Below are 24,896 nucleotides of genomic sequence, written 5' to 3' on the forward strand. Positions count from 1 at the left end.
GGGCCAGGGTTGCCCTGCTACCCTGCCCCCGTGACCCGCCTGCCGCCCGCTCCGCCCGCTGTGCCGGATAGGGTGGCCGTGCTGGTCCGTGCCCTGACGACCGACCCCCCCGAGATCGCGGCTCCCGACGTGCCTGCCCTGCTCGCGGCGGGGCTGGCGGGCGAGGTGCGCTCGCGGCTTTCGCCGGGGCATCCGCTGCGCGAGGCCCTGCGGGGCGGGCACCTCGCGCTCGGAGCGCGGCACGCGGCCATCCGCGCCGAGCTGCGGCCCCTGCTGGCTGCCTGGGCGCGGGACGGGACGGCGCCGCTGCTGTTCAAGGGCTTCGCGCTCGCGGAATTCGTCTACGCCACGCCCGGCGAGCGCTTCTACGGCGACGTGGACGTGCTGCTTCCGGAGGACCCGGGGGTGCTCACCCGCGCGGTTCACGTGGCCCTCGCGCACGGTTGGCGCAGCGACGGATTGCATGCGCTGCCGGAGCGCTGGACGCACGAGGCGGCGCACCTGTACAGCCCCAGCGGGCGGGTCCGGCTCGAACTGCACCGGGCGGTGGTGCCTGGCGACCCCGCCCTGGCCCGGCGCCTGACCCAGGCGGTCTGGACGGCGAGCCGGGAGCAAAACTGGGAGGGGGTGCCGGTGCGCCTCCCGGCCCCGGCCGACGCCCTGATCGTGGGGCTGGCCCTCAGCCGCGTGTGGGGCGATGGGGGACACCTCAAACCTGCTGACTACGCCGACACGCGGCGTCTGCTCGCGGAGTCGGGCCTGAATCAGGCCGAACTGGAAGTCCGTGCCCGCGAGTTGGGGGTCACGCACACCTGGGCGGCCTTCCGGGAGGCGTGCTGGCCCCCGGAAGGCCACCTCCGGCTGGGGGCAGACCCGGCCCCGCGCCGGGAGGTGACCCGGCGTGACGGGCAGCGGCCACGGGCAGCCCTCTGGGGGGCTCGCGCCACGCTGCTGCGCCGCCGTGCCCGCTGGATGCTCCGGCTGCTCCCCGACGCGCTCGCGGCTTTCCTCGCCGTGCGGGCGGGGGGCGACCCGCGCCGTCCATTGGCCCGCTGGACTCCCGCTGTGCCTCCTACGCCACTCCCGCTCGACACCCTGAGCGACGTGGTGGGCGCCGCCGCCTGGCTGACCCGGCTGCTCTACCCCCGGCAGTCGCGGGTGGGCACCTGCGTGCCCCGCGCGTACACGACCTACCGGGCGCTGCGGCGGCTGGGACACCCGGCGGTCTTTGTGAGCGGGGTGGCCCGCGTGGGCGGCGGGGTGCAGGGCCACGCCTGGGTCGAGGACCACCGGGGCGGCCTCGACGCCTACGGGGAGCCGCTCAACCGCGTGCGGTTCCGCGAAAGTTTCAGCTTTCCGGCAGGCTGAGAGGCTGCAGAGCCTGCCGCGTGGCCTCCAGCACGTTCTCCCGGGTCACCCCCCGGATGGGCAGCCGCTCCAGCAGCGCCGCCACCCCCGCCGCGCCCCGGCGCCTCCCCAGGGCGGAGAGGGGGACCCCGGTCGCCTCCCACAGCGCCCGGACGCGTTCGGGGGCGCTGGGCTGGGGCGGCAGGCCGAACACCAGCAGCGCCGCGAGCGGGACCTCGGCTCCCGGCGAGGTCAGCGGCAGCCGCAGCTTGCCGTAGGCGTCGAGGCCCTCGGCGCGGGCCAGCCACTCCGGGGCGAAGCGCCGCACCCCTTCTTCCGACGAGCGCAGCCAGCGGTCCAGACCGACGGCCCGGCCGGTTTCCGGCCACACCCAGCTCTGGTCCTCGGCGGCCAGGCGGCCCCCCGCGTGTGCCCAGCGCAGGGCCGCCGTGCTTTTGCCTGCCCCACTCGGTCCGCTCAGGGCGACCCCGCGCTCCTCCTGCCCAGGTGCGGGGGTCAGCACCGCCGCGTGCAGCGCCAGCCACCCGCCCGCCCGGTGCGCCTCGGCCAGGGCCAGTGTCCAGGCGGCCTCGGGCACGTCCCGGCCGTCACTTGCCACCGTGATCTCGGTGCCCCCGTCCCAGACCCGCAGGTGCAGTGCTGGCCCGATCCAGACCTCGTCGCCCTGCGCCCGCACCCGCAGGTCATTCGGCAGACCGGGGGTGTCCTGTCCCTGGAGTGGGCTGGGGGGCACTGTCCCCCTTCGCAGGACAATGGAGCGGCGGACCTTCCCAGAGGCGGGGTGACCCCAGCGGCCACGCAGCGCCCCGGCCACGGCGGGTGCCAGTTCCCCGGTTACCACCCACGCGTCCAGACTGGCCCAGGCGCTCACCGTGGCCGGACGAGCCCGCGCCCGGCCAGCTCCGAGAGCAGGCTCCGCAAGTCGGCCTCGGCACGGTCCGTCTCCACGTCGTAAAGGGCGGTGACAGCGTTCGTGAGGTGGGCCACGCTGCCCGGCAGGGCCAGCCACGCCGCGCGGCCCGGCCCGTTCACGCTGAACATCTCGCCCCGTGCGGGATGCAGCAACACCAGCTCGTCGCCCAGGTCGGTCGCCAGCACGTCGGGCTGCGCTTCCCAGCAGTCGGTCCCCGTCATGCCCGGCAGGGTAGCGCAGGGCGCGGAAGCACCCAGGCGGGGGGAAGCCTGTTTAAAATCTGACATCCAACCTCTATAGTCCTCTCATCCAGCGAGACCCAGCCTTCCACCCCCGGCCACGTCCGGAGCCCTGCGGTGGCAGGCTTTCAAGGAGAACGGTGAACACGACCCCCCACACCCCCGCCCCGGCCGAGCGGGCCACCCCCACTGCGGCGGCGCGTGCCCCCTACACCCCGCCCCGCGTGCAGGACCTCGGTCCCTGGCAGGCCGTGACCCTGGCCTACTCGGTGCCGGGCGGCCCCGGCGGGCTGCTGAATCCCGGCGGCTCTGCGGATTCCGGCCCCTTCTGACCCCCACCCCTTCCCAGGAGACTCCATGACCCGACCCTCCCCCCGAACCCTGTCCAAACGCCTGCTGCTCGCGGGCCTGCTCTCCCTGGCCGCCTGCGGTCAGGCCCCCCAGGGCAGCCTGCCCCCGAACGCTCCCGCCGCGCCGAGCGCCCCCGCGCGCCCGGCCCTGAAAAGCCTCGGCGTCTTCGAGCTGAGCGTGACCGGGGCGACGACCGCCGCCCCCACTGCCACCGTGCGGCCTGCCGCCGGGCTGAGCGCCCAGGCGACCGAGGTCGGGGGCCTGTCCTTTGAGCCGGTGTCCTTTGGCACCTTTACGGACGAGGCCGCCCGCGTGCGTTACCTTCGCGCCACCTTTCGGGTGAAGAACGGGTCGGGTGGGCCACTGACTCTTCCCACCTACGTTCCCATCGATACCGACGGCGCCAACGCGACCGTGGGAGCCACACCTTTCCGGGAGGTGCGCTACTTCGACGGCTCGGACGCCTCCGACCGCGCGGACGACCTGCGGGTGGACACGGCCCGGCGCGTGAACTCGGGGACCGGGCAGATCGAGGCCGATCCCGAGGCGACTCCGCTGGTCAGCAACCTGGATACCGGTGACGTGCAGGGGGTAGGCCTCAACGCAGGCGAGCAACTGGCTGGGATCGCCCACGAGGGCTGGCAGGCTGGCCCGGTGGCGGCTGACGGCACCCAGATCGTCACCTTTTCCACCCGCGTCCCGCTGGCACCCACCCCGGCGCGTGATCCTTTTGCCTTCAAGATTGTCTTCACCGTGCTGGACAACCCCGGCACCCGCACCCTGACGAATATCGCCGCCGTTCAGGGCGTGACCGCTGCGGGTGACGCCGCCAGCCCGCTGAACGGTCAGACCGTGACGGTCGAGGGCGTGGTGACCCAGGTGACCCCCGGCCTGAGCGGCTTCTTTCTTCAGGAGGAGGGACTGGACGCCGACCGCAACGCAGCGACGAGCGACGGTGTCTTCGTGTACTGCAATACGGACTGCCCGGCCCTGAGCGTGGGCGAGCGTGTGCGCGTCGTGGGCAACGTGAGCGAGGCGTTTGGCACCACCCAGATCAGCGCGGGGACGGCGGCGATCACCCGCCTGAACGTGACGCTGGCCCTCCCTGCCGCCCAGCCCCTCACGCTGCCGCTGGACTTCACGGCCCGCGAGCGCTACGAGGGCATGCGCGTGAGCAGCAGCGGCGTGGTCACCAACAACTTCACCCTGGGCCGGGGCAGCAGCTTCGACATCGCCGACGCCCGCGTCTACAACTACGCGCAGCTCAACGCGCCCAGCGTGCAGGGCTACGCGGCGTACCAGGCGGAATTCAAAAACCGCTACATCCGCATCGACGACGGCAGCCGGATCAACAACCCCGAGACGGTGTTCGCCCGTGGCGGGCAGCCCCTCAGCGCGGGCAATACCCTGCGCGGCGGCGACACGGCCACCGTGACCGGCGTCCTGACCTACAGCAACGACGGCTGGACTGGCAGCGGCAGCCTCGACACGTACCGCATTCAGGCGTCGTCGGTAAATGTGCAGCCTGCCAACCCCCGCCTGGAAACCCCGGAGGCGGTGGGCGGTACCCTGCGCGTGGGCTCGATGAATGTGCTGAACTACTTCACCACTCTGGTGAACAGCAATGCGGGCTGTACGCCGAATGGGGTGGGGGGCAGCGCCGCACGCGGAGCCAACAACTGCACCGAGTTCGAGCGCCAGCGCGACAAGATCGTCGCGGCCATCACCAAGATGGACCCGGCGGTGCTGGGTCTGCTGGAGATTCAGAACGACTTCGACAAGGGGGCCAGCAGCTCGGTCGCCAACCTCGTGACGGCGTTGAACGCGGTAGCGGGACCGAACACCTATGCCTACGTCAACCCCGGCAACAAGGTGGGCACGGACGCCATCTCGGTCGCCATGATCTACCAGCCCGCCCGCGTGACCCCGGTGGGCCGTCTGGCGATCCTTGACCGCACGGTGGACCCCCGCTTCATCGACACCTGCAACCGGCCGACCTGGGCACAGACCTTCCAGGGCAACGACAATGGCGGGCGCTTCACGGCCGTCATGGCGCACCTCAAGAGCAAGGGCAGCGCCTGCGACGCCCTGGGCGACACTGACCGGGGCGACGGTCAGGGCAACGCTTACCGTGCCCGCGAGCAGGCAGCAAGCGCGATCGTGGACTGGCTGAAGACCAATCCCACCGGCCTGACCGAGACCGATCACCTGATCATGGGCGACCTGAACGCCTACGCGATGGAGACGGCCGTTCAGAACCTCGTGGCGGGCGGGTACACCAACCTCTTCCCGAACACGGCCTACTCGTACCAGTTCGATGGGCAGTGGGGCAGCCTCGACCACGCCCTCGCCAGCGGTAGCCTGTTCGGACAGGTCACCGGGCAGACCAAATGGCACATCAACGCCGACGAGCCGACTGTGCTGGACTACAACACGGAGTTCAAGAGCGCGGCCCAATTGAGCAACTTCTATGCGCCGACCCCCTTCCGTTCCAGCGACCACGACCCCGTGCTGGTGGGCCTGAGCCTCACCGCGCAGACCCCGGTGGCACCCCCCGCCCCGGTTGCCAGCGTCGCTCTGACGCCCGACACCGCCAACCTGACGGCCAGCGTGGGCGGCGCCAGCGTCACGCAGAGCTTCACCGCCACGGGCACGAACACCACCGGCCCCCTGACGGTCACGGTGACCCCGCAGGGCACTGCCCCGACCATCGTCAGCGCCCCCGCCACCGTGACCAGCGGCGCAGCCTTTGACGTGACCGTCAATGCCCCGGCAGGCACCGCGCCCGGCACCTACACCTACGCGGTGAAGGCCGAGGGCAGCGGCGCGAGCGACACGAGCACGCTGACGGTGACGGTGCAGGGAGCGGCCTCTGGTCCGGCGTTCGGCAGCCTGGTGATCAGCCAGGTGTACGGCGGCGGTGGCAACAACAGCGCACCCTACCGCAGTGACTTCGTGGAACTGTTCAACCGAGGCACGCAGTCGGTCAGCCTCTCCGGACTGAGCCTCCAGTACACGTCGGCGACGGGCAGCTTTACAGGTACGCCCTTCGCTCTGCCCGCGGCCACCCTTCAGCCCGGTCAGTACTACCTCGTCAAGATGGCCGACGGCGCCAACACGGCAGCGCCTGCCCTGAGTCCTGACGCCAGCGGCACCTTTGCGATGAGCGGGACTGCGGGCAAAATCGCCCTGGTGAACAACGCGGACGCCATCACGGGTGCGGCCGATGCGGACGTGATCGACTTCGTGGGCTTCGGTGGGGCCAACGAGAGGGAAGGTGCGGCGGCCACCCCCGCCCCGTCTAACACGGCCTCTATCTTCCGCAAGCTCAATGGTTGCCAGGACACCAACCAGAACGGGAACGATTTCGTGACGGGTGCGCCCGCTCCGCGCAACAGTGCCAGCCCGCTGAACGTTTGCAATTGACCCCTACGCCTCCTCATCCCACCCCGCCCCCTCTCGGCGGGGTGGTTTTCTCTCCTCCCCCCATGACCCCCGACCTCACCCCCTTCCTCGGCCGGGCCGTGCGTGTCGTCGTGGACTGCCCGCTGGGCAGCGTCCATCCCCGGCACGCCGACCTCATCTACCCCGTGAACTATGGCGAGTTGCCCGGCACCGTCAGCGGCGACGGCCACCCGGTCGACGCCTACCTGCTGGGTTGGGACGTGCCACTGCGGGAAGCCGAGGGCGTGGTCACGGCCATCATCGTCCGTGAGGATGACCGCGAAGACAAGCTGGTCGTGGTTCCTCATGAAAGCGACTGGCCCGACAAGGAGATCATGAAGGCCGTGTGGTTCCAGGAGCGATATTTCAGGGTGCGCCTCTTGCGCTAGCGTGCCGGGCATGACGACTTTTCAGCGGCCCGTCACCCTGATCACCGGGGCCACGGGCGGCATCGGCACGGCGCTGGCACGGGCACTCGCCGGAACCCACGACCTGATCCTGCAAGGGCGGGGGGGCGAGCGGCTGGACGCCCTCTGCATGGAGGTAGGCGGCACACCGCTGGGCTTGGACCTCACCCAGCCCGAGACCTTCGCCCCGGTGCTCTCTGCCCTGGACCGGGTGACCAACGTGGTGCACAACGCGGGGGTGGTGGAACTGGGTGCCGTCGCCCAGCAGGAACACCCTGCCTGGACGCACACCCTCGCCGTGAATGTGGTCGCTCCCGCCGAGCTGACCCGGCGGTTGCTGCCGCGCGTGCGGGCGGAGCGCGGCACGGTGGTGTTCGTAAACAGCGGGGCGGGCCTGCGGGCCAACCCCGGCTGGGCCAGCTACGCCGCGAGCAAGTTCGCCCTGCGGGCGCTGGCCGATGCCCTGCGCGAGGAGGAGGCCGGACACGGCGTGCGCGTCTGCACCGTCTATCCGGGCCGCACCGCCACGCCCATGCAGCAGTCGGTGCGGGCGCAGGAGGGCGGCGCGTACCAGCCGGACGCCTACATCGCCCCGGAGACGGTGGCGGCGACCCTCCAGTTCATGCTGGAGGCCCCACGCGACGCTGTGCTTACCGACGTGACCGTCCGGCCAGGGGTCCGCTAGTGGAGCGCTACGACGCCGTGATCGTGGGCGCCGGCGCAGCGGGCCTGAATGCCGCGCTGGTGCTGGGCGGCTCCCGGCGCGAGGTGCTGCTGCTCGACGGCGGCCCCACCCGCAACGCGGCTTCCCAGGCGGCCCACGGGGTCTTCACGCGGGACGGGGCCGCGCCCACGCAGCTTCAGGCCCTCGGGCTGGCCGACCTCGCGCCCTACCCGGTGACGGTGCGCCCCGGCGTGGCCCGTGAGGTCAAGCCGTGGGAAGGCGGCTTCGCGCTGCGCCACGACGGCGGCTGGGTCCACGCCCGGCGGCTGCTCTTCGCCAGCGGGGTGCGCGACGTGCTGCCCAACGTGCCCGGCCTGCGTGCTCGCTGGGGGCGCACGGTTCACCACTGCCCCTACTGCGACGGCTGGCCCAACCGCGAGTCGGCCCTGGGCGTGCTCGGCTCCCATCAGGAGGGTCACCACCTCGCCCTGAGCGTGCGGGCCTGGTCCGACCGGGTGGTGCTCCTGACCGACGGCCCCGACGAACTTACGGGCGAGCAACGGGAGGACCTGCGGCGGGTGGGCGTCCCCGTGATCCCCACGCCGATCCTGCGGCTGGAGGGCCGGGACACCGTGCGGGTGCGCTTCCGGGACGGCGAGCGCCTGACGCTGGACGCCCTCTTCCTGAACCCCACCCAGGTGCAGCGCAGCAGCCTGCCCGCTTCCCTCGGCTGCGAGATGAATGCCAAGAGCCGCGTCGTGGTCAACGAGAACGGCATGACCAGCGTGCGCGGGGTGTGGGCCGCCGGGGACATGACGGGAGCGCCGCAGTACGTGATGAGCGCCGCCGCGAGCGGGATGCTCGCCGCCGTGTCGCTGAACACCACCCTGATTCACGAGAACGTGAGGCGGCTGGGCGCGGCTTTCCACAAGTCGCCCGGCGAGCCGGGGGGAACGCCGCCCAGCGGGGGCGAGGCGTCCTGAGCGTCCGGGCGGTCCTGTTTGATCTGGACGGGACGCTGCACGACCGCGCGGCGACCATTCGGGGTTGGCTGGTGGGCCACCTGGAGCGGCACGTGCTGCCCACCGGGTATGCCGAACGCTTCACCGAGCTGGACGACTTCGGCTACCGGCCCAAGCGGGAGGTGCTGCCGCATCTCGTGCGCGAGTTCGGCCTCGCCCATGACCCGGAGGTGCTGCTGGCGGATTTCTCTGAGCATTCGCTGGCCGCCCCCGTCGTCATGCCCCACGCCCACCAGGTACTGCGGGAGCTGCGGGCACGGGGCCTGCGCCTCGGCATCGTCACCAACGGTTGGGAGGAGGCGCAGACCCGTTGCCTGGAGGGATGCGGCCTGAGTGGACTGGTGGACGACGTGGTGATCAGCAAAGTCGTGGGGCTGAGCAAACCCGCCCCCGCCATCTACCGGCTGGCCCTCGACCGGCTGGGCGTGACGGCGGCCCAGACGTGGTTCGTGGGCGACTCGCCCCGCAACGACGTGTGGGGACCGATGCAGGTGGGGCTGCGGACGGCCTATCTCCCGACCGGGCAGGGACTGGCGGGAGAGACGCCGGACGTGGTGCTGCGCGACCTGCGGGACGTGCTGACCCTGCCGGGGTTGCCGCTGCTACCATCCTCCCCGTGAGCCTGACCGACCTCCCCGTTTTCGAGGTGCTGCCGGACCTCCGCGCGGCGCTCGCGGCGCACCCGCTGGTCGTGCTGCAAGCCCCGCCCGGCGCGGGCAAGAGCACCGGCCTGCCGCTCGCGCTGCTGGACGAGGGGTGGCTGGGGGGCGGGTCCATCGTGATGCTTCAGCCCCGGCGGGTGGCGGCCCGCGCCGTCGCCGCCCGGCTCGCGGAGACGCTGGGCGAGGAGGTCGGCGGCACGGTCGGCTCCCGCGTGCGCTTCGAGTCGCGCGTGTCCGCCCGCACCCGCATCGAGGTCGTCACGGAAGGCGTTCTGACCCGCCGCCTCCAACGCGACCCCGAGCTGACCGGGGTGGGGTTGGTCATCCTCGACGAGTTTCACGAGCGGTCGCTCAACGCCGACCTCGCCCTCGCCCTGCTGCGCGAGGTGGGGGGAGCGCTGCGGGACGACCTGCGCGTGCTCGTCATGTCGGCCACCCTGGACCCCGCCCTGCCGGAACGCCTGGGGGCGCCGCTGGTCCAGAGCGCCGGGCGGGCCTACCCGGTAGAGGTGCGTTACCTGCCCACCGACCCGGCAGGCCGGGTGGAGGACGCGGTGGCCCGCGCGGTACGGGAAGCCCTGACCGCCCACGCAGAGGGCGACGTGCTCGCCTTCCTCCCCGGTGTGCGTGAGATTCGGGGGGCGATGGCGGCGCTGTCCGGCGCGGACGCCCTCGTTCTGCCCCTCTACGGCGACCTCCCGCTGGCCGAGCAGCGGTGGGCGATTCTGCCCGACCCGGCGGGGCGTCGGCGGGTCATCCTGGCGACCTCCATCGCGGAAACGTCACTCACCCTGGAGGGGGTGCGGATCGTGGTGGACGGGGGCCTGAGCCGCACCCAGGCCTTCGACCCCGGCACGGGCCTGACCCGCATGGTCACCACCCGCGTCACCCGCGACGCCGCCGAGCAGCGGGCCGGACGCGCGGGCCGCACCGCCCCCGGTGTGGCCTACCGCCTTTGGAGCGAGCGCACCCACGCGGCGCTGGCCGCCGCCCGGCTTCCCGAAGTCGTGGAGGCCGACCTCGCCCCCCTGACGCTGGAACTCGCCGGGTGGGGCGCCCCCGATCCCGCCGCCCTCGCCTGGCTCGACGCCCCGCCCGCCCCCCGCGTGGAGGCCGCCCGGACCCTGCTGCGCGACCTGGACGCGCTGGACGGGGAGGCCCGCATCACCGCACGGGGCCGGGCGCTGCTGGAGCTGCCCACCCACCCCCGCCTCGCGCACCTGCTGCATGACGGACAGGCGCTGGGCTTGGGGTCACTCGCCGCCGACGTGGCCGCGCTGCTGGAGGAACGCGACCCGCTCGGCAACGGGGTGGGGGCCGACCTGACCGACCGAGTGGCGGCGCTGCGGGCGTGGCGTCGGGGCGAGCGCGGGAAGGGAGACGGGGCCGTGCTGGAGCGCGTGGAACGGCTGGCCCGGCAGTGGCGCCGCGAGCTGGGCGTGCGCCCGGACGACTCGCCGCCCGACAGCTTCACGGTGGGCCAGCTCGTCGCCCTCGCCTATCCGGAGCGGGTGGCACTGGCACGGGCGGGCGGTGGGGGCCGCTTCCTGCTCGCGGGGGGGCAAGGGGCACGGTTGCCGGAGGGAGACGCGCTGGCGGGAGCGCCCGCCCTCGCGGTCGCGCACCTCGACGCCGGGAGCGGGGAGGGCCGCATCTACCTCGCCGCGCCCCTCGACCCCGCCGTGCTGGAGGCCCGCGCCGGGTGGCAGGACACCGTGCGCTGGGACGCCCGCACTGGATCGTTGGTCGCCGCCCGCGAACGCCGGGTGGGGGCGTTGGTCCTGGACTCGCGGCCCCTGCGCGACCTGCCCCACACGGAGCGGGTGGCCGCCCTCGCCGGGGCCATCCGCTCCGAAGGGCTGCATCTCCTGACCTTCTCCGCGGAGGCCGAGCAACTCCGCGCCCGCGTGGAGTCCCTGCGGCAGTGGCGCCCGGACGAGGACTGGCCCGACCTCTCCGACACCGGCCTGCTGGAGACGCTGGAAGGCTGGCTCGGCCCCTCCCTCACGGGGGTGCGCACCCGCGACGAGTTGGGGCGCGTGAACCTGCTGCCCGCCTTGCAAGCCCTGCTCCCTTGGCCGCTGCCCGCCCGCCTGGACGACCTGGCCCCCACGCACCTCCCCGTCCCCAGCGGCTCGCGCGTGCGCCTCGCGTATCGCCCGGACGGATCGCCGCCCATTCTCGCCGTCAAGTTGCAGGAACTCTTCGGCCTGGCGGAAACGCCCGCCGTGAACGGGGGCCGCACGCCCGTGCTGCTGCACCTGCTGTCCCCCGCCGGGCGCCCGGTGCAGGTGACCCAGGACCTGCGTTCCTTCTGGAATAGCAGCTACTTCGAGGTTCGCAAGGACCTGCGCGGCCGCTATCCCAAGCACCCCTGGCCGGACGACCCCTGGAGCCACGTGCCGACGAGGGCGACGAAACGCCGCTTGTAGGGCAAAAAGGGAGGCGGGAGACGCGCATCACGTCTCCCGCCTTCCTCTCCAGGCTTACAGCAGTTGAGCGAGGGTGCCGCCGACCAGCATCAGCCCCATCACGCCCAGCATGACGGCGGCGACGTGGCGGGGGGAGGCGGGGGCCAGCTCCTGGGCGGGCACCGGGCGGGGAGCAGTCCATCCGCGCCGGGGGCGGGTGGTGCCCCGCGCCCGCGCCGTGCCGATCATGCGGCCCGCCCGTGTCCACCAGCGTGCAGGCTGCCCAGGGCGGCCTTGAGGTGCTTGTACACCTCGCGCTGGAGGTCGAGGTCCTCGGGCAGCTCGTACTTGAGCTGCTCCATCGCCTGCACGAGGTGCGCTCCGCCGGGGCTGCGCTCGTGGTCGGGCCGTGCCCACTCGGGCAGCTCGGGGGTGGTCACCGGCTCGCGCCGCTGGTCGTTCCAGTCTGCCCACTGCTTGGGCAGGTCGTAGAGGTAGCGCCCGATGCCGAACTGCACCGCGCAGCGCTTCAGCGCGTCCGACGACGCGGCCTTGAGGGTGCCGTACTCGCCCTCGCCCGCTTCGCCAATGTCCTCGCGGGTCACGCCCAGCACCGTCAGGCGGCCCTTGACCGTGGGGTGCTGCGTTCCCGGAATCACCTCGATCTCGAAGCTCCAGCCGTCCGGGCAGATCGCGTCCAGCCGGTCCTGCACCGCGCGGGCGTCCACGTAGGCGAGCAGCAGGGCGCGGCTGCGCTCCCCATTAAAGGCTTGCGGCTTCCACCCCACCAGATGAGCGGGAAACGGAGCCTGGAGTCGTTTCTGAACATCGCTCAACTTCATGGGTTTAGTTTATAACGTAACGGCGTTACGGTCAAGGCGTAATTGGGCGGCAGAGCGATGTCTGGATAGGACTGGTATCCCCCGCCAGGACGACAAAACTCCCCTGGCACGGGCCAGGGGAAGCTGAACGGCGGGACGGTTACTGGGCGGCGATCCCAGTCTGCTGCGCGATCCAGTTGATGTAGCCATTCACGCGGGTGTAGACCCCGTAGCCCCGGCACTCGGCCGGGCCGTAACTCACGATGCCCAGCACGTAATATTTGCCGCCATAGGGAGCGGCGAGGGGGCCGCCGCTGTCGCCGTTGCAACTGTCGCGTCCGGCGCTGTACTTGCCGCAGATGGTGTTGTTCGGGCGCGAGCCGCAGTCGCTGCCCGTCGGGGTGATGGGGATGGTGACCTCGCGCAGGGCGGTGTTGCTGTAGGCCCCCGTCTCGGTCTTGCCCCAGCCGCTGACGGTGGCGCTGTTGCCGTTCACATCGAGCACCGACTCGGCGGCGTTGCCTGGCAGGGCGGCCGTCTGCACGGTGCTGCCCAGGGTAAAGGCCGTACTTACCTTGATCAGCGCGATGTCGTAGCCGCTGCTCGCGCCCCCGTAGTACGGGTGGACGATGATCTGGCTGGGGGTGCGCAGTTGGCCGCTGGAGGTGGTCAGGTTGTTGATTCCGGCCCGCACCCGCATCTGCGAGGCGCTGTAACCCTCCACGCAGTGGGCCGCCGTCAGCACCCAGGTGGGGCTGATCAGCGTGCCGCCGCACCAGCCGCCGCTCATCTGGTTGCTGGGGGTCACGCTGACCTGGTAGGGCCGGGTGCTGACACTGGTGACCGTGCCGTACACGATCTGCCCGCTGAGGGTGGCCAGGGCGGGTTCCGTTCCGGTCGTCGTGAGGGACTCCTCGGGCAACGCCTGGGAGGTGGGCGGGGTGACCGTTCCGCAGGCGGTAAACAGCAGGGAACCGAACAGGGCGAGCGGCGCGAGAAACTGTTTCATGGGCAACCTCCGGGAGTGAAAGGGACAGGGCGCGGGCCAAAAGACCCCGGCCTCCCCTTGGCGGAAGGGACCGGGGCCGTGAACCTTACTTCGTCTCGGTCAGGCTGTAGGAGCCGCTGCCGGAGTAGGCGTAGACCTCCCAGCGGTAGGTGCCGCTTGCCGCCGCGTAGGTGAGGCCCTCGCTGCTGCTCGCGCCCTCGCTGGCAGCCACGTCGGCCCAAGCGGACCCGTTCCACTTCTGGAGGTAGAGGTCGAAGTCGGTGCCCGAGGGGCCGCTGAGCGTGCCCTTCAGGGTGCCCCCCGCGTAAGAGAAGCCGCTGCTGCCGGGCTTGTAGCTCGCCGTGCCCTGGCTCACGCTGCCCGTATAGGTCGTGGTGGTGCCCGTCGAGGGGGGCGGCGTGGTCGCGCTGCCGGTGCCGGTGTACAGCAGGCGGTTGGGGCTGCCGGTCTGCGCGTCCGTGACCTTGCCGGTGGTCGCGTTGTTCAGCAGGGCGCTCGTGACCGCGCTGTTGGTGCTGTTGCCGCCCGCGATCAGCAGGGCGATGGCCCCGGCGACGTGCGGGGTCGCCATGGAGGTGCCGCTGATGGTGTTGGTGGCCGTGGTGGAACCGATCCAGGTCGAGGTGATGTTGCTGCCCGGCGCGAAGAGGTCGAGGCACGAGCCGTAGTTCGAGAAGGAGGAACGGGCGTCGGTGTTCGTCGTGCTGCCCACGGTGATCGCGCTCGCCGCGCTGGCGGGCGACACGTTGCAGGCGTTCTGGTTCTCGTTGCCCGCCGCGACCGCCATGATCAGGTTCTTGCTCGCCGCGCTGTTCACTGCGTCGTTCACGGCCTGGCTGAAGCCGCCGCCGAGGCTCATGTTCGCCACGGCCGCCGCGCTGCCCTTGTTGCTCACGGCCCAGTTCACGCCCGCGATCACGCCCGAGTTGGTGCCCGAGCCGTCGCAGCCCAGCACCTTGACGGCCACGAGCTGCACGCCCTTGGCGACGCCCCATGTGTTGCTGCCGACCGTGCCCGCCACGTGGGTGCCGTGGCCCTGGCAGTCGGAGTTGTTGCCGTCTCCGGTGGTGTTGGTGCCCCACACCGCGCGGCCCCCGAAGTTGGTGTGCGCGGTGTTGATCCCAGTGTCGATGATGTACGCCTTCACGCCGCTGGCGGTCGAGTTGTAGACATAGTTGCCGTCCAGCGGCAGGTTGCGCTGATCAATGCGGTCCAGGCCCCAGGTGGCGCCGCTCTGGGTGGCGCTCATGCGCATCACGCCGTCTTGCTCGATGTACTTCACGCGCGAGTCGGCCCGCAGCGCCTGGAGGTTCTGGGGACTGAGCCGGGCCGCGAAGCCCTCGATGGTTTGCGAGTACAGGTGCTGAATGGTGATGCCCTGGGGGTCAAGGTTCAGCGCCCGGATCAATCCGCCCGCGTCCTGCGCCCCCAGGTTGCTCGGCGCCGCGCCCTCGCTAAAGACCACGATGTACTGTCCCGCAACCGCGTCCGGGTTCCCCGTGCCCAGCAGGGGCGCCAGCGTCCGGGCGGGGCGGGTCGTGGCCGAGCTGTCCGGCACCTGTGCGGCGGGAGTCTGGGAGGTCGGGGTCTGACCACCGCAGGAAGCGAGCAGCAGGGCGAGACCGAGCGAGCTGAGGGCAAGGCGTGCAGTCATGAACTTCCTCCAGGCAAAAGGGGAGAGATGCCTCGGGTGAGACCGGAGTACGAGGCGTGTTGTGCCGACGCCACTGATGTATCACGAGGCTTAGAATCACCTTCATGCAAACATCTAGACAAGTGGTTGAAATAGCGACATGGTTTATAAATGCAAAGAAAATAGAGCGAGAAAGATAAAAGTGTAAGATTTAAAGGGGATATCCCCGTTTCTCTGAATGAGTTCTGCTCGGTAGGCTCTCACCTGTGACCCATCTGTGAACCAAGGTGGATGCAAGTGTGATGAATACGCTAGTTGCCGTGTGCAATGGAAAAAGCCTCCCCGGATGAGGAGGCTGCGGTGATGGGCGCGTTCAGCGGGTGGACGCCGGAACCGGAGCGGGAAGGGCCGCCGGGGTGGTGCTGATGGTCACGCGGGCGAGTTGCGAGTCGAGGTACTTCTGGGCGGCGTCACGGGCAAGCTGCTCGCGGATGACGGGCGCGACCTCGGCCAGTGGGGCGACGCCCGCCTGGGTGCGGCGGGTCACGACGAGCACATGCCAGCCGTACTCGGACTGCACAAGCTGGGGCTGGTTCAGGGGCGCCGCGAAGGACGTGCGGTCGAACGGCTCGACCGTCTCGCTGGGTTCGATGCAGCCCAGCTCGCCGCCCTCGGCCGCGCTGCCGGGGTCCTGGCTCTTCTCGCGGGCGATGGCCGCGAAGTCGCCGCCCGCCGCGAGGTCCCGCAGGATGGTCTGCCCCTCGGCCTGCGTGGCGACGAGGATGTGCCGCACGCACGCCTGCGCCGGACGGGTGAAGGCCGAGCGGTTGAGGTTGTAGAAGCTGGCGACCAGGGCGTCCCCGAACTTCAGGCGCGACTTGATGCCCTCCAGGTAGGCGTCCACGATCAGTTCGCGCTCGATATCGGCCCGCAGCTCGGCCTCGTTCGCAAAGCCGTTGGCGGCCAGCGCCTCGGCGAAGTCGGCGTCGGTGCCGAAGCCCTGGCGGGTCTCGGCGAGTTGGGCGTCCACCTGCGCCGCCGTCACCGCCGTGCCCCGGCGGGCGAGCTGGTACACGGCCCGGTCGCGGGCGTACTGGGTCAGGAACTCGGTCCGCGCTTCGGCGAATTGCGCCAGCGCGTCGTCCGAGAAGGGAATTCCCTGCGAATTCAGCACCCGCGCCACCGCCAGCCGGAAGGCCCGCTCGTACTCGCCCAGCGTGATCGTTTCGCTGCCCACCCGCGCCACCACCGTCTGGGGGTCGGCGGGCGTCTGGGCCGGGGCCGTGGTGGCGGGGGCCGCCGGGGTCTGCGCGGGCGCGGCCGGGGTTGGTTGCGTCTGGGTCGCCGGAGCGGCGGGCGTGGTCGGCGTTCCGGTGGTCTGGGCCAGGGCCGCGCCGCCGAGCAGCAGCGCGAGCGTCAGGAGACTCTTTTGCATCTGCCCACTGTAGCGCGGCCGGGGGTCGGCCTTCCGCCGGGACCCGCTGCTACAATCCCCCCCGATGCGCCTGACCCTCGTGCCCACCCAGGACCCCCGCGTGTACGACGACGCCGTTCGCTCGCTTCCCATCACCAGCCCGCTGCAAGGCTGGGGCTACGGCGAGGCGCGGCGCACGCTGGGGCAGGAGCCGCTGCGCTTCCTGATTCAGGGCCAGGGCGGGCAGACGGTGGGGGCGCTGCAACTGCTGCGCAAGCGGCTGGTGCCCGGCTTCTCGACCCTGTACGCCCCGCGCGGCCCGGCGCTGGAGTCGCTCGACCTGCTCCCCGCTGTCGCCGAGGCGGTGCGCAGGGTCGCCCGCCCCGGCGACGCCCTGCTCAAGATCGAGCCGCCCCAGCCCGTTCCCGCCGACGGCCGCGCGGTCGTGCCCTCCGACTACGGTCCCTTTCGCCGCGCCGAGACCGAGCAGCCCGAGCACACCATCGTGGCGGACCTGACCCGGCCCGAGGAGGACCTCTTGGCAGGGCTGCACTCCATGGCCCGGCGCAATGTCCGCGCCGCCGCCAAGCTCGGCGTGGTGGCGGGCCGCGACGACGACTTCGAGGCCTTCTGGGAGATCTTCACGGCCACCAACGAGCGGGCCAAGCTCGGCGCCTTTCCCCGCGCGTATTACGAGACGATGTTGCGCGAGGGCAATGCCTACGGCGGCGAGGCTTACCTCGTGCTGTCGCGCTACGAGGGCAAGGCGCTCGCGGGCGGCTTTTTCCTGGCGATGGGGACCACCACGGCCTACCTCTTCGGCGGCAGCGTGCGCGACGACCGCGTGCAGCCGGACGGCACGCCTTTCAAGGACGCCAAGGCCCCCGACGCCTTTTACTGGAACGCCATGCTGGACGCCAAGCGCCGGGGCTACGAGCTGTTCGACTTCTGGGGCATCCCGCGCGTGCTGGACGAGAGCAAGCATTCCTACGGCGTGTTCAAGATGAAGCTGAAATTCTCGGAAGTGCGGGTGTGGTACCCCGCCTACGACCTGACGCTCAACCCCGCCGCGCCCGCCATCGTGAAGGCCCTGCGCTGGCGCAAAACGCGCAACAACCTGAAGAAGCGCGGCAGCGCGGACGACGTGCTGTAGGGCGTGTAAAGCGTCCGGGGTTGCCCCGACTTGTGCCTGCACAGGTCACAAGCGACAGGCCCGGCGCGTGTTACCTTGGACTGAGTTCAATTCCCCCTTTTCGAGGAGCCTCCATGATTGATTTCTCCCTCAGCGACGAACAGAAACAGCTTCAGCAACTCGCCCGCGATTTCACCCGCAAGGAGATCATTCCGGTCGCCAGCGAGTATGACCAGAAGGAAGAACTGCCCTGGCCCGTGGTCGAAAAGGCCTTTGAGGTCGGCCTGCTCAACGTCGCCATTCCCGAGCACGCGGGTGGGCTGGGGCTGGGCATGGTGGACGAGTGCCTGATCGGGGAGGAACTCGCCTACGGCTGCATGGGCATCTACACGGTGCTGATGGCCTCCGAGCTGGGCATCACGCCCATCCTGGTGGGCGGCACCGAGGAGCAGCAAAAGCGCTTCCTGGCCCCCATGACCGAAAAGCCCAGCCTCGCGGCCTTTGCGCTCAGCGAGCCCAACAACGGCTCGGACGCGGCCGGGATGCACACCACCGCCGTGCTCGACGGCGACGAGTGGGTCATCAACGGCACCAAGATGTGGATCTCCAACGGCGGCGTGGCCGACATCACGGTGGTCTTCGCCACCACCGACCGCCAGGGCGGGCACAAGGCGACGGTCGCGCTCGTCGTGCCCAAGGACACGCCTGGCATGTCCTACAACAAGATCAAGCACAAGCTGGGGCAGCGGGCTTCCCTGACCTCCGAACTGGTGTTCGAGAACGTGCGCGTGCCCAAGGAAAACCAGCTTGGCGGCCTGGGCGACGGTTTCAAGATCGCCATGAAGACACTGGACAAGACCCGCATTCCGGTCGCGGCGGGGTCGGTGGGCATCGCGCGGCGGGCGCTCGACGAGAGCGTGAAGTATTCCAAGGAGCGCGAGGCCTTCGGCAAGCCCATCGCCCAGTTCCAGGCCATCCAGTTCAAGGTCGCGGAAATGGCGATGGGCGTGGAGACGGGCCGCCTGATGTACCTCAAGGCCGCGTGGCTGGTCGACCAGAATCTGCCGCACGGCACCGAGAGCGCGATCGCCAAGGCGTACTGCTCGGAGATGGCGTTTGACGCCGCGAACGAGGCGATTCAGGTGCACGGCGGCTACGGCTACGTGGCTGAGTACCCGGTCGAGAAGCTGCTGCGCGACGTGAAGCTCAACCAGATCTACGAGGGCACCAACGAGATTCAGCGCGTGGTGATCAGCCGCAACCTGCTGAAGTAAGGGGCAGGAGTGAGGAGGCCCCCGGCGTACGTGTCGGGGGCCTCGACTTGGGCTGGGGGACCCCTCGCCCGCAAGGGGCGAGGGGTGAGGGGTTTTCAGCGGCCCCGTTTCCTCGTCAAGTGCGGAACTCTCATACGGATTCGGGTTGAACAGTTTGTGTAACTGTTCAACCCGAGCGGAGCGAGCAGGAACAAAACGGTTGCCGGGAAAGGAGTTATCCTCTCGGCGCTTTCCCGAGGAGATAACGGATTGGACGGAATCCGTATCAGTACCCCTTGCTCGTCTCCACTCGCCCCTCCGGCTCCCGCCCCGCCGCCAGTTCCTCCAAAAAGGCCCGCGTGTACCCGGCCCCCCGCGCCGTCAGGTCGGCCGTCGTGCTGGCGATATGCGGCGTGATGAGGACATTCTCTCGCGCCCACAGCGGGTGCCCCGGTGGGAGCGGTTCGGGGTCGGTCACGTCCAGCACCGCGCCCCCGAGGTGGCCGGAGTCGAGGGCGGCCAGCAGCGCGTCGGTGTCCACCAGCGAGCCGCGTCCCTGGTTGCTCAGCCACGCGCCGGGCTTCAGGCGGGCCAGCGCGTCCGCGTTCACGATGCCGCGCGTCTGCGGCGTGTCGGGGAGCAGCAGGACCACCCAGTCGGCCCCCGCCAGCGCCGCGTCGCGCTCGGCGGGTGGGGTGGCCGAGCGCAGCCCAGTGACGTGGGCGCCGTGGGGGGTCAGCAAATCCTCCAGCATTCGCCCGATGTGCCCGTGGCCCCAGACCACCACGCTCGCCCCGTCCAGCGTGCTCAGGTCGCGGCGGGGCTGCCACTGTCCCTGGCGCTGCGCGTCCCGGAAGCGGTGCAGGCCCCGCGCGGCGGCGAGCATCCCTGCGAGGGTATGGACGGCGACCGCGCGGGCGTGCAGGGGGCTGGCGTTGTAGAGGGCGACGCCGGGCGGCAATTGGCCCTGCACGTGGTCAATCCCCGCTGTGAGCGTCAGCACCCAGCGCAGGCCCGGCCGGGCGAAGAGGTGGGAGCGTGTTTCGGCATTCGCGCCCCACAGCACCACGCCCTCGGCCTCGCCGTCCGGCACTTCTCCATTGCGGTAGGGGAGAGGGGTCACGCCCTCCACGGTCAGCGCCCGGAACTCGGGCAGGTCAGGCATCAGCACGCGCATCCAGCCACTCTCCTCTCGTGATTTCCATATGAACGTCGGTGTGGTCCCCCGCCTGGGAGCGGCCCACCTCGCGGAAGCCGCAGGCGGCAAAGGCCCGCTGCGCCCGGCGGTTGTGCCCGAAGGTGGTCAGGCGGACCCGCGTGAGCGGTACCTCCCGCCCCTCAAAGGCCCAGGTCAGCAGCGCCATGACCGCCTCGCGGCCGTAGCCCTGGCCCCAGAGCGTTCGCAGGCCGATCATCACGCCCAGGGTGCCGATGCGGGCGGGCAGGGGCGGTGGGGGGTGGAGGTCATACAGTTCGGCGCTCCCGATCAATTCGCCGGTTTCACTCAGCACCCCGAAGCCCGCCCGCTCGCCCGTCCCCTCCTCCTCCAGCATGATCCGCCGGAACAGCCACTCCGGCAGCCGGATGGGTTTGGCCCCGTTCCAGTCGGCGAGTTCGCGGTCGCGGAAGAAGCGGTAGAGGGCCGCCCACTCCTCCGCCCCCAGGTCGGGCAGCGGTCTCAGGGTGACCCGTCCCCAGCGCGGGGCGGGGGCGGCGGCGTCCCCGGTCAGCGCGGGCCTCCCTCCGGGACGGGCACGGCGGCGGCCTTCAGCGTCCCCAGCGCCCGCGTCACGTCGCGCGAGAGCCGGTCGAGGTGGAAGGCGTCGCCCTCCGCCCGCTCCACCACGCCGCCCGGCCCCACCACGATCAGGGCCAGCGTCCGCCCGCCCCCGTGCCGCACGCAGACACCGGGATGCCCCCGCAGCGCGGCCTGATCCCCCGGCGCGAGGGTCGCCCACGCCGGGTCGTCTGGGGTCAGGCCGAGGTGGGCGGTGGGGAGGCCCCGCTCCGCGAGTTCGCCCTCCAGCCACGCCAGCGCGTCCGGTCGCCCGCCGATGATCCCCTGCTCCAGATGGGGCCGGGCCGAGTTGTACCGAATGGGCCGCCCGTCACGCCGCCGCAGGTCGCCGCCCAAGACCCGCAACAGCGCGTGCCCCCCCGCCACGTCCCACTCCGAGCGCGGGCTCATGGAAAAGGTCACGTCGGCCTCGCCGTTCGCAATCCGCGCCAGCTTCAGGGCGATGGAGCCGCTGGGGGCCATGCCGGGGAGGTCGCACGCGTGCAGTTCCCGCTGGAATTCGGTGTCCGACACGCTGACCACGTACCCCGCGCGGCCCGCGAACCCGGTCGGCTCGCCGTTCCTCGTGACCCCCAGGCCCACCGCCCCGGCGAACAGCTCGTCGGTGGCGGGAGCATAGACCACCCCCAGCACCGGCTCGCCCGCCACCGCCAGCCCGATGCTTACCGCATAGTCGGGGCTGCCCGAGGTGAATTCCTTGGTGCCGTCGATAGGATCGATGATCCAGACCCGCTCATGGCCCAGCCGGGCAGCATCGTCGGCCGCTTCCTCGCTCAGCAGGCCGTCCTCCGGAAAGGCCGAGCGCAGGCCCGCCAGAATCAGATCGGACGCCTCACGGTCGGCGGCGGTCACCGGATCGTCGGCCGAGGTCTTGTGTTCGACGGTCAGCCCGCGCGCGAGGTGCAGGCTGAGTAACCTGCCCGCCTCCCTTGCCAGCCGGGTGGCGACCGTCCGTTCGTGGTCCAGCGTCATGCCTCCGAGGATACGCGCGCGTCCGCGGGCGGCGTAACCGGCGCCTTGTCCAGGCGCAGCAGCGCGGGCGAGAAAAACCCCGCCAGACTCGCCAGCGCCGAGAGGACCCCCGCCAGCATGAACAGGCCCCGCACGCCGAGCCACTCGCCCAGCGGCCCCGCGAGCGCCAAGCCGACCGGACCGGCCAGTCCCATCACGGTGGAGAGCAGCGACAGCGCCCGCCCCTGAAGCTGGTTCGGAATCACCGTCTGGAGCACGGCCGTCATGGGGGCGTTGCCGAAGCTGAAGGTCACGCCGCTCACCACCCACCACACGACCGCCAGCCAGAAGGCGTCCCCCGGCGCGAGAGCGGTCAGCGCCACCGCCAGGCACGACAGCGCGAAGGCGACGAGGACCGTGACCACCCGGCGCCGCGGGGCGAACGCGACGACGGCCAGACCGCCCAGGATCATGCCGACCCCCGACAGCCCCTCCATCAGGGCGACCTGTCCGGGCCCGCCGCCGAAATGGGTCTTCACGAGCAGCGGCGTGAGGGTGAAGGTCGGCATGACCGTCAGCACGACGACCGCCAGCACCGCGTAGAGGTGGCGCAGGCCCGGGTGTCCCCACACCAGCCGCACACCCTCGCGGAACTCGGCCCAGACCCCCGCCCGCTGGTCCCGGGGCACCCGCACCTGGGGGATGCGGAAGAGCAGCAGCGGCAGGATGCCGAGGAGCGCGGTCGCCACGTCGATGCCCAGCGCCGCCCCCAGCGGCATCACGCTGATGGCGAGCGCCCCCAGCGGGGCGGCGGCCACCGTCATGATGCCCTGAAGGGACTGGTTGAGCCCCGCCGCCCGGGGGAGGAACTGGGCCGGGACCAGCATCGCCGTGCTGGCCGCCGCTGCGGGCGCCTGGAACGCCTGCATGGAGGAACGGATGAACATCATCGTGTAGACGTGCCACAGCTCCACCCGTTCGGTGGCGAACAGGAAGATCAGGACCAGCATGCACAGGGCACTCACCGTGTCCGCCCCGATCATCAGCAGGCGGCGGCTGTACCGGTCGGCAAAGGTGCCCCCCAGCGGCCCGAGCAGGGCCTGCGGGAGCAGTGCGGCCATGCCCGCCGTCGCCAGCGCCCCCGCGCTCCCCGTCGTGTCGGTGATCCACCACAGCAGCACGAACTGGGTCATGGCCGAGCCCGTCAGGCTGAGCGCCTGCCCCATGAAGATCGCCCAGAAGCGCCGCTGCCAGCCCGGGCCGGGGTCGAGGTGTCCGGCCGGGGCGGGAGGGGGGTCCGCCGTCATGCCCGCGTCCAGGCCAGGAGTTCTTCCCGCAGGGCCTCCCGGGCCTCCGGGGACAGGTCCGGGAGGCCCGTCAGCGGCCCCAGGCTCAGCGCGTCGCACGCGAGGCGAACGGCGTGGGCGCGGCCCCTGGGCAGCCCGTCGTCCTCGGCTCCGCTCAGCACGAACGCCTGGGCCTCCTGCAAGCGGGCGATCAGCTCGGGATGCCCGGCCAGCGGCGCGAGGGCGGCGATCAGGGCTTCCTCCCCGGCCCCGGGCGTGAAGCTCACCTCGAGATAGGCCCGCAGCCAGGCACCGGGTCTCTGTCCATGCGCCGCCACCTCATGCGCCCGCGCCGCTTCCACGCTGGCCCGGAACCGCTCAACCAGCTCCAGCGCCAGGGCCCAGAGCAGGGCCTCCCGGCTGGGGTAGTGGTGCAGCAGCCCGCCCTTGCTCACCCCGGCCTCACGGGCGACCGCCTCAAGAGATAGGCCCGCCCCCTGCGTCTGAAGCACCCGTTTTGCCGCCTCCAGCAGGGCCGCGCGGGTCAGTTCAGGATTCCGGGTGCGGGTCACGCCCTGAGCATACCGTCTGGACGGTCGGAAAGGGTGAGGTGATGATCTCGCCCTGCCCAGCCGCCCGGATTGACCTGCCGAGTGTGCCCCCGCTACACTCGCGGGCATGACGGCGGCGCAAGCAAACCCCGTGAATAACGATCCCCGGTAGGGGACGTCTCGCCGCATACCGCCGCGCCCCCGACCCCTCAGCGTAGGAGTCGGGGGCTTGCCCTTTCCCAGACCCAGGAGACCCCACCATGACCACGCCACTGCCCCGCACCCTGACCTCGGCCCTTCCCGCCCACGAGGGCCAGACTGTTCGACTGCAAGGCTTCCTGCACGCCCGCCGCGACCTGGGGGGCGTGCAATTTCTGGTGCTGCGCGACCGCGCGGGGCTGGTGCAGGGCGTGGGGAGTGGCCTCGACCTGCCGCTGCCCGAGAGCAGCATCGAGGTCGTGGGGCGCGTCACCGCCCACCCCAAGGCCCCCGGCGGCTTCGAGGTGCAGGTCGAGGCCTTGCGGGTCCTGACCCCCGCCGCCGAGCCGCCCCCCGTCGAGATTCCCAAGATGGAGTGGCACGTTCACCCCGAGACGATGCTGGACTACCGGGTGGTGACCGTGCGCGGGCTGCGCGAGCGAGCGATCCTGAAGGTGCAGGCCGAACTCGTCGCGGCCTTCCGCGACCACCTGCGGGGGGAGGGCTTCACCGAGATCAGCACGCCCAAGATCGTCTCGGCAGGGGCGGAGGGCGGGGCGAACCTCTTTCCCATCGACTACTTCGGGCACCCGGCGTACCTCGCGCAGAGTCCGCAGCTCTACAAACAGATCCTGGTGGGCGTCTTCGAGCGCGTCTTCGAGGTCGCGCCCGTCTACCGCGCCGAGGAACACGCGACCTCCCGCCACCTCAACGAGTACCTCTCGCTGGACGTGGAACTCGGCTTCATCGAGTCCGAGGAGGACGTGATGGACGTGGAAACCCGCGTCCTGGCCGCCATCATGGAACGGCTGCGCGAGCACGCGACCCCCGAACTCGCCCTGCTGGGGGCCACACTGCCCGAGGTGCCTGCCCACATCCCGCGCATCCCGCTGCTCGACGCCCGGCGGCTGGTGGAGGAGAAGTACGGCCACCCGGTCGGCGGCAAGGACCTCGACCCGGAGGCCGAGCGCCTGCTCTCGCAGCACTACGCCGAGACCCAGGGCACCGACTTCGTCTTCGTGACGAAGTACCCCCGCGCCGCCCGGCCCTTCTACGCCTACCCCGAGGAAGGGGGCCTGACGCGCGGCTTCGACCTGCTGTTCCGGGGCATCGAGATCACGTCGGGCGGGCAGCGCATCCACGAGTACCCGATGCTTCAGGAGTCCATCGCCGCCTACCGCCTGAATCCGGAGGCGCTCGCGGGCTACGCCGAGGTCTTCAAGTACGGGATGCCCCCCCACGGCGGTTTCGCCATCGGCGCCGAGCGCCTGACCGCGCGGCTGCTGGGGATTGGCAATGTGCGGTTCGCGCGGGCGTTTCCGAGGGACCGGCACCGGCTGACGCCCTGAGAGCTGTGCGAGTCGAGAAG

Annotated in this window: 23 protein-coding genes; 11 read left to right on the forward strand and 12 right to left on the reverse strand. The window is 71.1% G+C overall.

Features of this window, described 5'->3' with window-relative positions; translation table 11 throughout:
- Window positions 1-30 precede the first annotated feature (30 nt).
- Entirely contained in the window at window positions 31-1,368 is a 1,338-nt protein-coding gene (locus L1280_RS02245) for a lasso peptide biosynthesis B2 protein (protein WP_253580391.1), read from the forward strand.
- On the opposite strand, the gene L1280_RS02250 is transcribed toward L1280_RS02245, so the two are convergent.
- Window positions 1,349-2,101: a hypothetical protein gene (locus L1280_RS02250; protein ID WP_253580393.1), complete on the reverse strand. Its 753-nt coding sequence runs from the start codon at window positions 2,099-2,101 to the stop codon at window positions 1,349-1,351. The two genes, L1280_RS02245 and L1280_RS02250, sit on opposite strands and share 20 nt — an antisense overlap.
- 134 nt (window positions 2,102-2,235) lie before the next feature.
- The gene (locus L1280_RS02255) at window positions 2,236-2,502 is read right to left on the reverse strand and encodes a PqqD family protein (protein ID WP_253580394.1); all 267 of its coding nucleotides are present in this window, start codon (window positions 2,500-2,502) and stop codon (window positions 2,236-2,238) included.
- A 158-nt stretch (window positions 2,503-2,660) separates the two neighbouring features.
- Between L1280_RS02255 and L1280_RS02260 the strand changes: the two genes are divergently transcribed.
- The 7 genes from L1280_RS02260 (at window position 2,661) to hrpB (ending at window position 11,502) form a co-directional block, all read left to right on the forward strand.
- Window positions 2,661-2,852 (forward strand): hypothetical protein, encoded by a 192-nt coding sequence (locus tag L1280_RS02260; RefSeq protein WP_253580395.1) that lies wholly within the window; start codon window positions 2,661-2,663, stop codon window positions 2,850-2,852.
- A 25-nt stretch (window positions 2,853-2,877) separates the two neighbouring features.
- Complete coding sequence (locus L1280_RS02265) at window positions 2,878-6,297, forward strand: ExeM/NucH family extracellular endonuclease (RefSeq protein WP_253580396.1); 3,420 nt, start codon at window positions 2,878-2,880, stop codon at window positions 6,295-6,297.
- A 62-nt stretch (window positions 6,298-6,359) separates the two neighbouring features.
- Complete coding sequence (locus tag L1280_RS02270) at window positions 6,360-6,704, forward strand: inorganic diphosphatase (RefSeq protein WP_253580397.1); 345 nt, start codon at window positions 6,360-6,362, stop codon at window positions 6,702-6,704.
- A gap of 10 nt (window positions 6,705-6,714) precedes the next feature.
- Window positions 6,715-7,407, forward strand: a complete 693-nt coding sequence (locus L1280_RS02275; RefSeq protein WP_253580399.1) for an SDR family oxidoreductase — start codon at window positions 6,715-6,717, stop codon at window positions 7,405-7,407.
- A complete protein-coding gene (locus L1280_RS02280) occupies window positions 7,407-8,369 on the forward strand; it encodes an FAD-dependent oxidoreductase (protein ID WP_253580401.1) in 963 nt (320 codons plus the stop codon). The genes L1280_RS02275 and L1280_RS02280 overlap by 1 nt, the downstream gene beginning before the upstream one ends.
- Window positions 8,370-8,383: 14 nt before the next feature.
- On the forward strand, window positions 8,384-9,028 hold the full coding sequence (locus L1280_RS02285) for an HAD family hydrolase (protein ID WP_256487964.1): 645 nt from the start codon (window positions 8,384-8,386) through the stop codon (window positions 9,026-9,028).
- Window positions 9,025-11,502, forward strand: coding sequence for an ATP-dependent helicase HrpB (gene hrpB / locus L1280_RS02290; protein ID WP_253580402.1), 2,478 nt, complete (start codon window positions 9,025-9,027; stop codon window positions 11,500-11,502). Before L1280_RS02285 ends, hrpB begins: the two co-directional genes overlap by 4 nt.
- A gap of 54 nt (window positions 11,503-11,556) precedes the next feature.
- Here hrpB and L1280_RS02295 read toward each other — a convergent pair whose 3' ends face one another.
- The 5 genes from L1280_RS02295 to L1280_RS02315 all read right to left on the reverse strand — a co-directional run bounded on the left by L1280_RS02295 (window position 11,557) and on the right by L1280_RS02315 (window position 16,379).
- Window positions 11,557-11,730 (reverse strand): hypothetical protein, encoded by a 174-nt coding sequence (locus tag L1280_RS02295; protein WP_253580403.1) that lies wholly within the window; start codon window positions 11,728-11,730, stop codon window positions 11,557-11,559.
- Window positions 11,727-12,323: a single-stranded DNA-binding protein DdrA gene (gene ddrA / locus L1280_RS02300; protein WP_253580404.1), complete on the reverse strand. Its 597-nt coding sequence runs from the start codon at window positions 12,321-12,323 to the stop codon at window positions 11,727-11,729. Before ddrA ends, L1280_RS02295 begins: the two co-directional genes overlap by 4 nt.
- 139 nt (window positions 12,324-12,462) lie before the next feature.
- Window positions 12,463-13,311 (reverse strand): serine protease, encoded by an 849-nt coding sequence (locus L1280_RS02305; RefSeq protein WP_253580405.1) that lies wholly within the window; start codon window positions 13,309-13,311, stop codon window positions 12,463-12,465.
- Between the two features lie 85 nt (window positions 13,312-13,396).
- A complete protein-coding gene (locus tag L1280_RS02310; protein ID WP_253580406.1) occupies window positions 13,397-14,965 on the reverse strand; it encodes a S8 family peptidase in 1,569 nt (522 codons plus the stop codon).
- Between the two features lie 352 nt (window positions 14,966-15,317).
- Entirely contained in the window at window positions 15,318-16,379 is a 1,062-nt protein-coding gene (locus L1280_RS02315; RefSeq protein WP_253580407.1) for a peptidylprolyl isomerase, read from the reverse strand.
- 64 nt (window positions 16,380-16,443) lie between these two features.
- Between L1280_RS02315 and L1280_RS02320 the strand changes: the two genes are divergently transcribed.
- Window positions 16,444-17,511 carry a peptidoglycan bridge formation glycyltransferase FemA/FemB family protein gene (locus L1280_RS02320; RefSeq protein ID WP_253580409.1) on the forward strand — a complete coding sequence of 356 codons (1,068 nt, stop codon included), beginning with the start codon at window positions 16,444-16,446 and terminating at the stop codon, window positions 17,509-17,511.
- Window positions 17,512-17,624: 113 nt separating this feature from the next.
- A complete protein-coding gene (locus L1280_RS02325; protein WP_253580410.1) occupies window positions 17,625-18,764 on the forward strand; it encodes an acyl-CoA dehydrogenase family protein in 1,140 nt (379 codons plus the stop codon).
- A gap of 265 nt (window positions 18,765-19,029) precedes the next feature.
- Here the strand turns inward: L1280_RS02325 and L1280_RS02330 are convergent, their stop codons facing one another.
- Genes L1280_RS02330 through L1280_RS02350 form a run of 5 tightly spaced genes read right to left on the reverse strand, consistent with a single transcriptional unit; the run spans window position 19,030 to window position 23,350 of the window.
- The gene (locus L1280_RS02330) at window positions 19,030-19,920 is read right to left on the reverse strand and encodes a D-2-hydroxyacid dehydrogenase (RefSeq protein ID WP_253580412.1); all 891 of its coding nucleotides are present in this window, start codon (window positions 19,918-19,920) and stop codon (window positions 19,030-19,032) included.
- On the reverse strand, window positions 19,901-20,473 hold the full coding sequence (locus L1280_RS02335) for a GNAT family N-acetyltransferase (RefSeq protein ID WP_253581064.1): 573 nt from the start codon (window positions 20,471-20,473) through the stop codon (window positions 19,901-19,903). The genes L1280_RS02330 and L1280_RS02335 overlap by 20 nt, the downstream gene beginning before the upstream one ends.
- On the reverse strand, window positions 20,470-21,513 hold the full coding sequence (locus L1280_RS02340; protein WP_253580414.1) for a 3'(2'),5'-bisphosphate nucleotidase CysQ: 1,044 nt from the start codon (window positions 21,511-21,513) through the stop codon (window positions 20,470-20,472). Before L1280_RS02340 ends, L1280_RS02335 begins: the two co-directional genes overlap by 4 nt.
- Window positions 21,510-22,799, reverse strand: coding sequence for an MFS transporter (locus L1280_RS02345; protein ID WP_253580415.1), 1,290 nt, complete (start codon window positions 22,797-22,799; stop codon window positions 21,510-21,512). Before L1280_RS02345 ends, L1280_RS02340 begins: the two co-directional genes overlap by 4 nt.
- A complete protein-coding gene (locus L1280_RS02350; protein WP_253580417.1) occupies window positions 22,796-23,350 on the reverse strand; it encodes a TetR family transcriptional regulator in 555 nt (184 codons plus the stop codon). Before L1280_RS02350 ends, L1280_RS02345 begins: the two co-directional genes overlap by 4 nt.
- A gap of 239 nt (window positions 23,351-23,589) precedes the next feature.
- Here L1280_RS02350 and aspS point away from each other — a divergent pair, with 239 nt between their 5' ends.
- Window positions 23,590-24,876, forward strand: coding sequence for an aspartate--tRNA(Asn) ligase (gene aspS, locus L1280_RS02355; protein ID WP_253580418.1), 1,287 nt, complete (start codon window positions 23,590-23,592; stop codon window positions 24,874-24,876).
- Window positions 24,877-24,896: the final 20 nt, after the last annotated feature.

Origin of the sequence: Deinococcus sp. HSC-46F16 (assembly GCF_024171495.1) — a bacterium.
GTDB lineage: Bacteria > Deinococcota > Deinococci > Deinococcales > Deinococcaceae > Deinococcus.

Bases quoted from the DNA above. Each gene is read 5' to 3' on its own strand.
- L1280_RS02255 (WP_253580394.1), bottom strand. From the start codon at position 2,502: ATGACGGGGACCGACTGCTGGGAAGCGCAGCCCGACGTGCTGGCGACC.
- L1280_RS02265 (WP_253580396.1), top strand. From the start codon at position 2,878: ATGACCCGACCCTCCCCCCGAACCCTGTCCAAACGCCTGCTGCTCGCG.
- L1280_RS02270 (WP_253580397.1), top strand. From the start codon at position 6,360: ATGACCCCCGACCTCACCCCCTTCCTCGGCCGGGCCGTGCGTGTCGTC.
- L1280_RS02275 (WP_253580399.1), top strand. From the start codon at position 6,715: ATGACGACTTTTCAGCGGCCCGTCACCCTGATCACCGGGGCCACGGGC.
- L1280_RS02295 (WP_253580403.1), bottom strand. From the start codon at position 11,730: ATGATCGGCACGGCGCGGGCGCGGGGCACCACCCGCCCCCGGCGCGGA.
- ddrA (WP_253580404.1), bottom strand. From the start codon at position 12,323: ATGAAGTTGAGCGATGTTCAGAAACGACTCCAGGCTCCGTTTCCCGCT.
- L1280_RS02305 (WP_253580405.1), bottom strand. From the start codon at position 13,311: ATGAAACAGTTTCTCGCGCCGCTCGCCCTGTTCGGTTCCCTGCTGTTT.
- L1280_RS02310 (WP_253580406.1), bottom strand. From the start codon at position 14,965: ATGACTGCACGCCTTGCCCTCAGCTCGCTCGGTCTCGCCCTGCTGCTC.
- L1280_RS02315 (WP_253580407.1), bottom strand. From the start codon at position 16,379: ATGCAAAAGAGTCTCCTGACGCTCGCGCTGCTGCTCGGCGGCGCGGCC.
- L1280_RS02320 (WP_253580409.1), top strand. From the start codon at position 16,444: ATGCGCCTGACCCTCGTGCCCACCCAGGACCCCCGCGTGTACGACGAC.
- L1280_RS02325 (WP_253580410.1), top strand. From the start codon at position 17,625: ATGATTGATTTCTCCCTCAGCGACGAACAGAAACAGCTTCAGCAACTC.
- L1280_RS02330 (WP_253580412.1), bottom strand. From the start codon at position 19,920: ATGCGCGTGCTGATGCCTGACCTGCCCGAGTTCCGGGCGCTGACCGTG.
- L1280_RS02340 (WP_253580414.1), bottom strand. From the start codon at position 21,513: ATGACGCTGGACCACGAACGGACGGTCGCCACCCGGCTGGCAAGGGAG.
- L1280_RS02345 (WP_253580415.1), bottom strand. From the start codon at position 22,799: ATGACGGCGGACCCCCCTCCCGCCCCGGCCGGACACCTCGACCCCGGC.
- aspS (WP_253580418.1), top strand. From the start codon at position 23,590: ATGACCACGCCACTGCCCCGCACCCTGACCTCGGCCCTTCCCGCCCAC.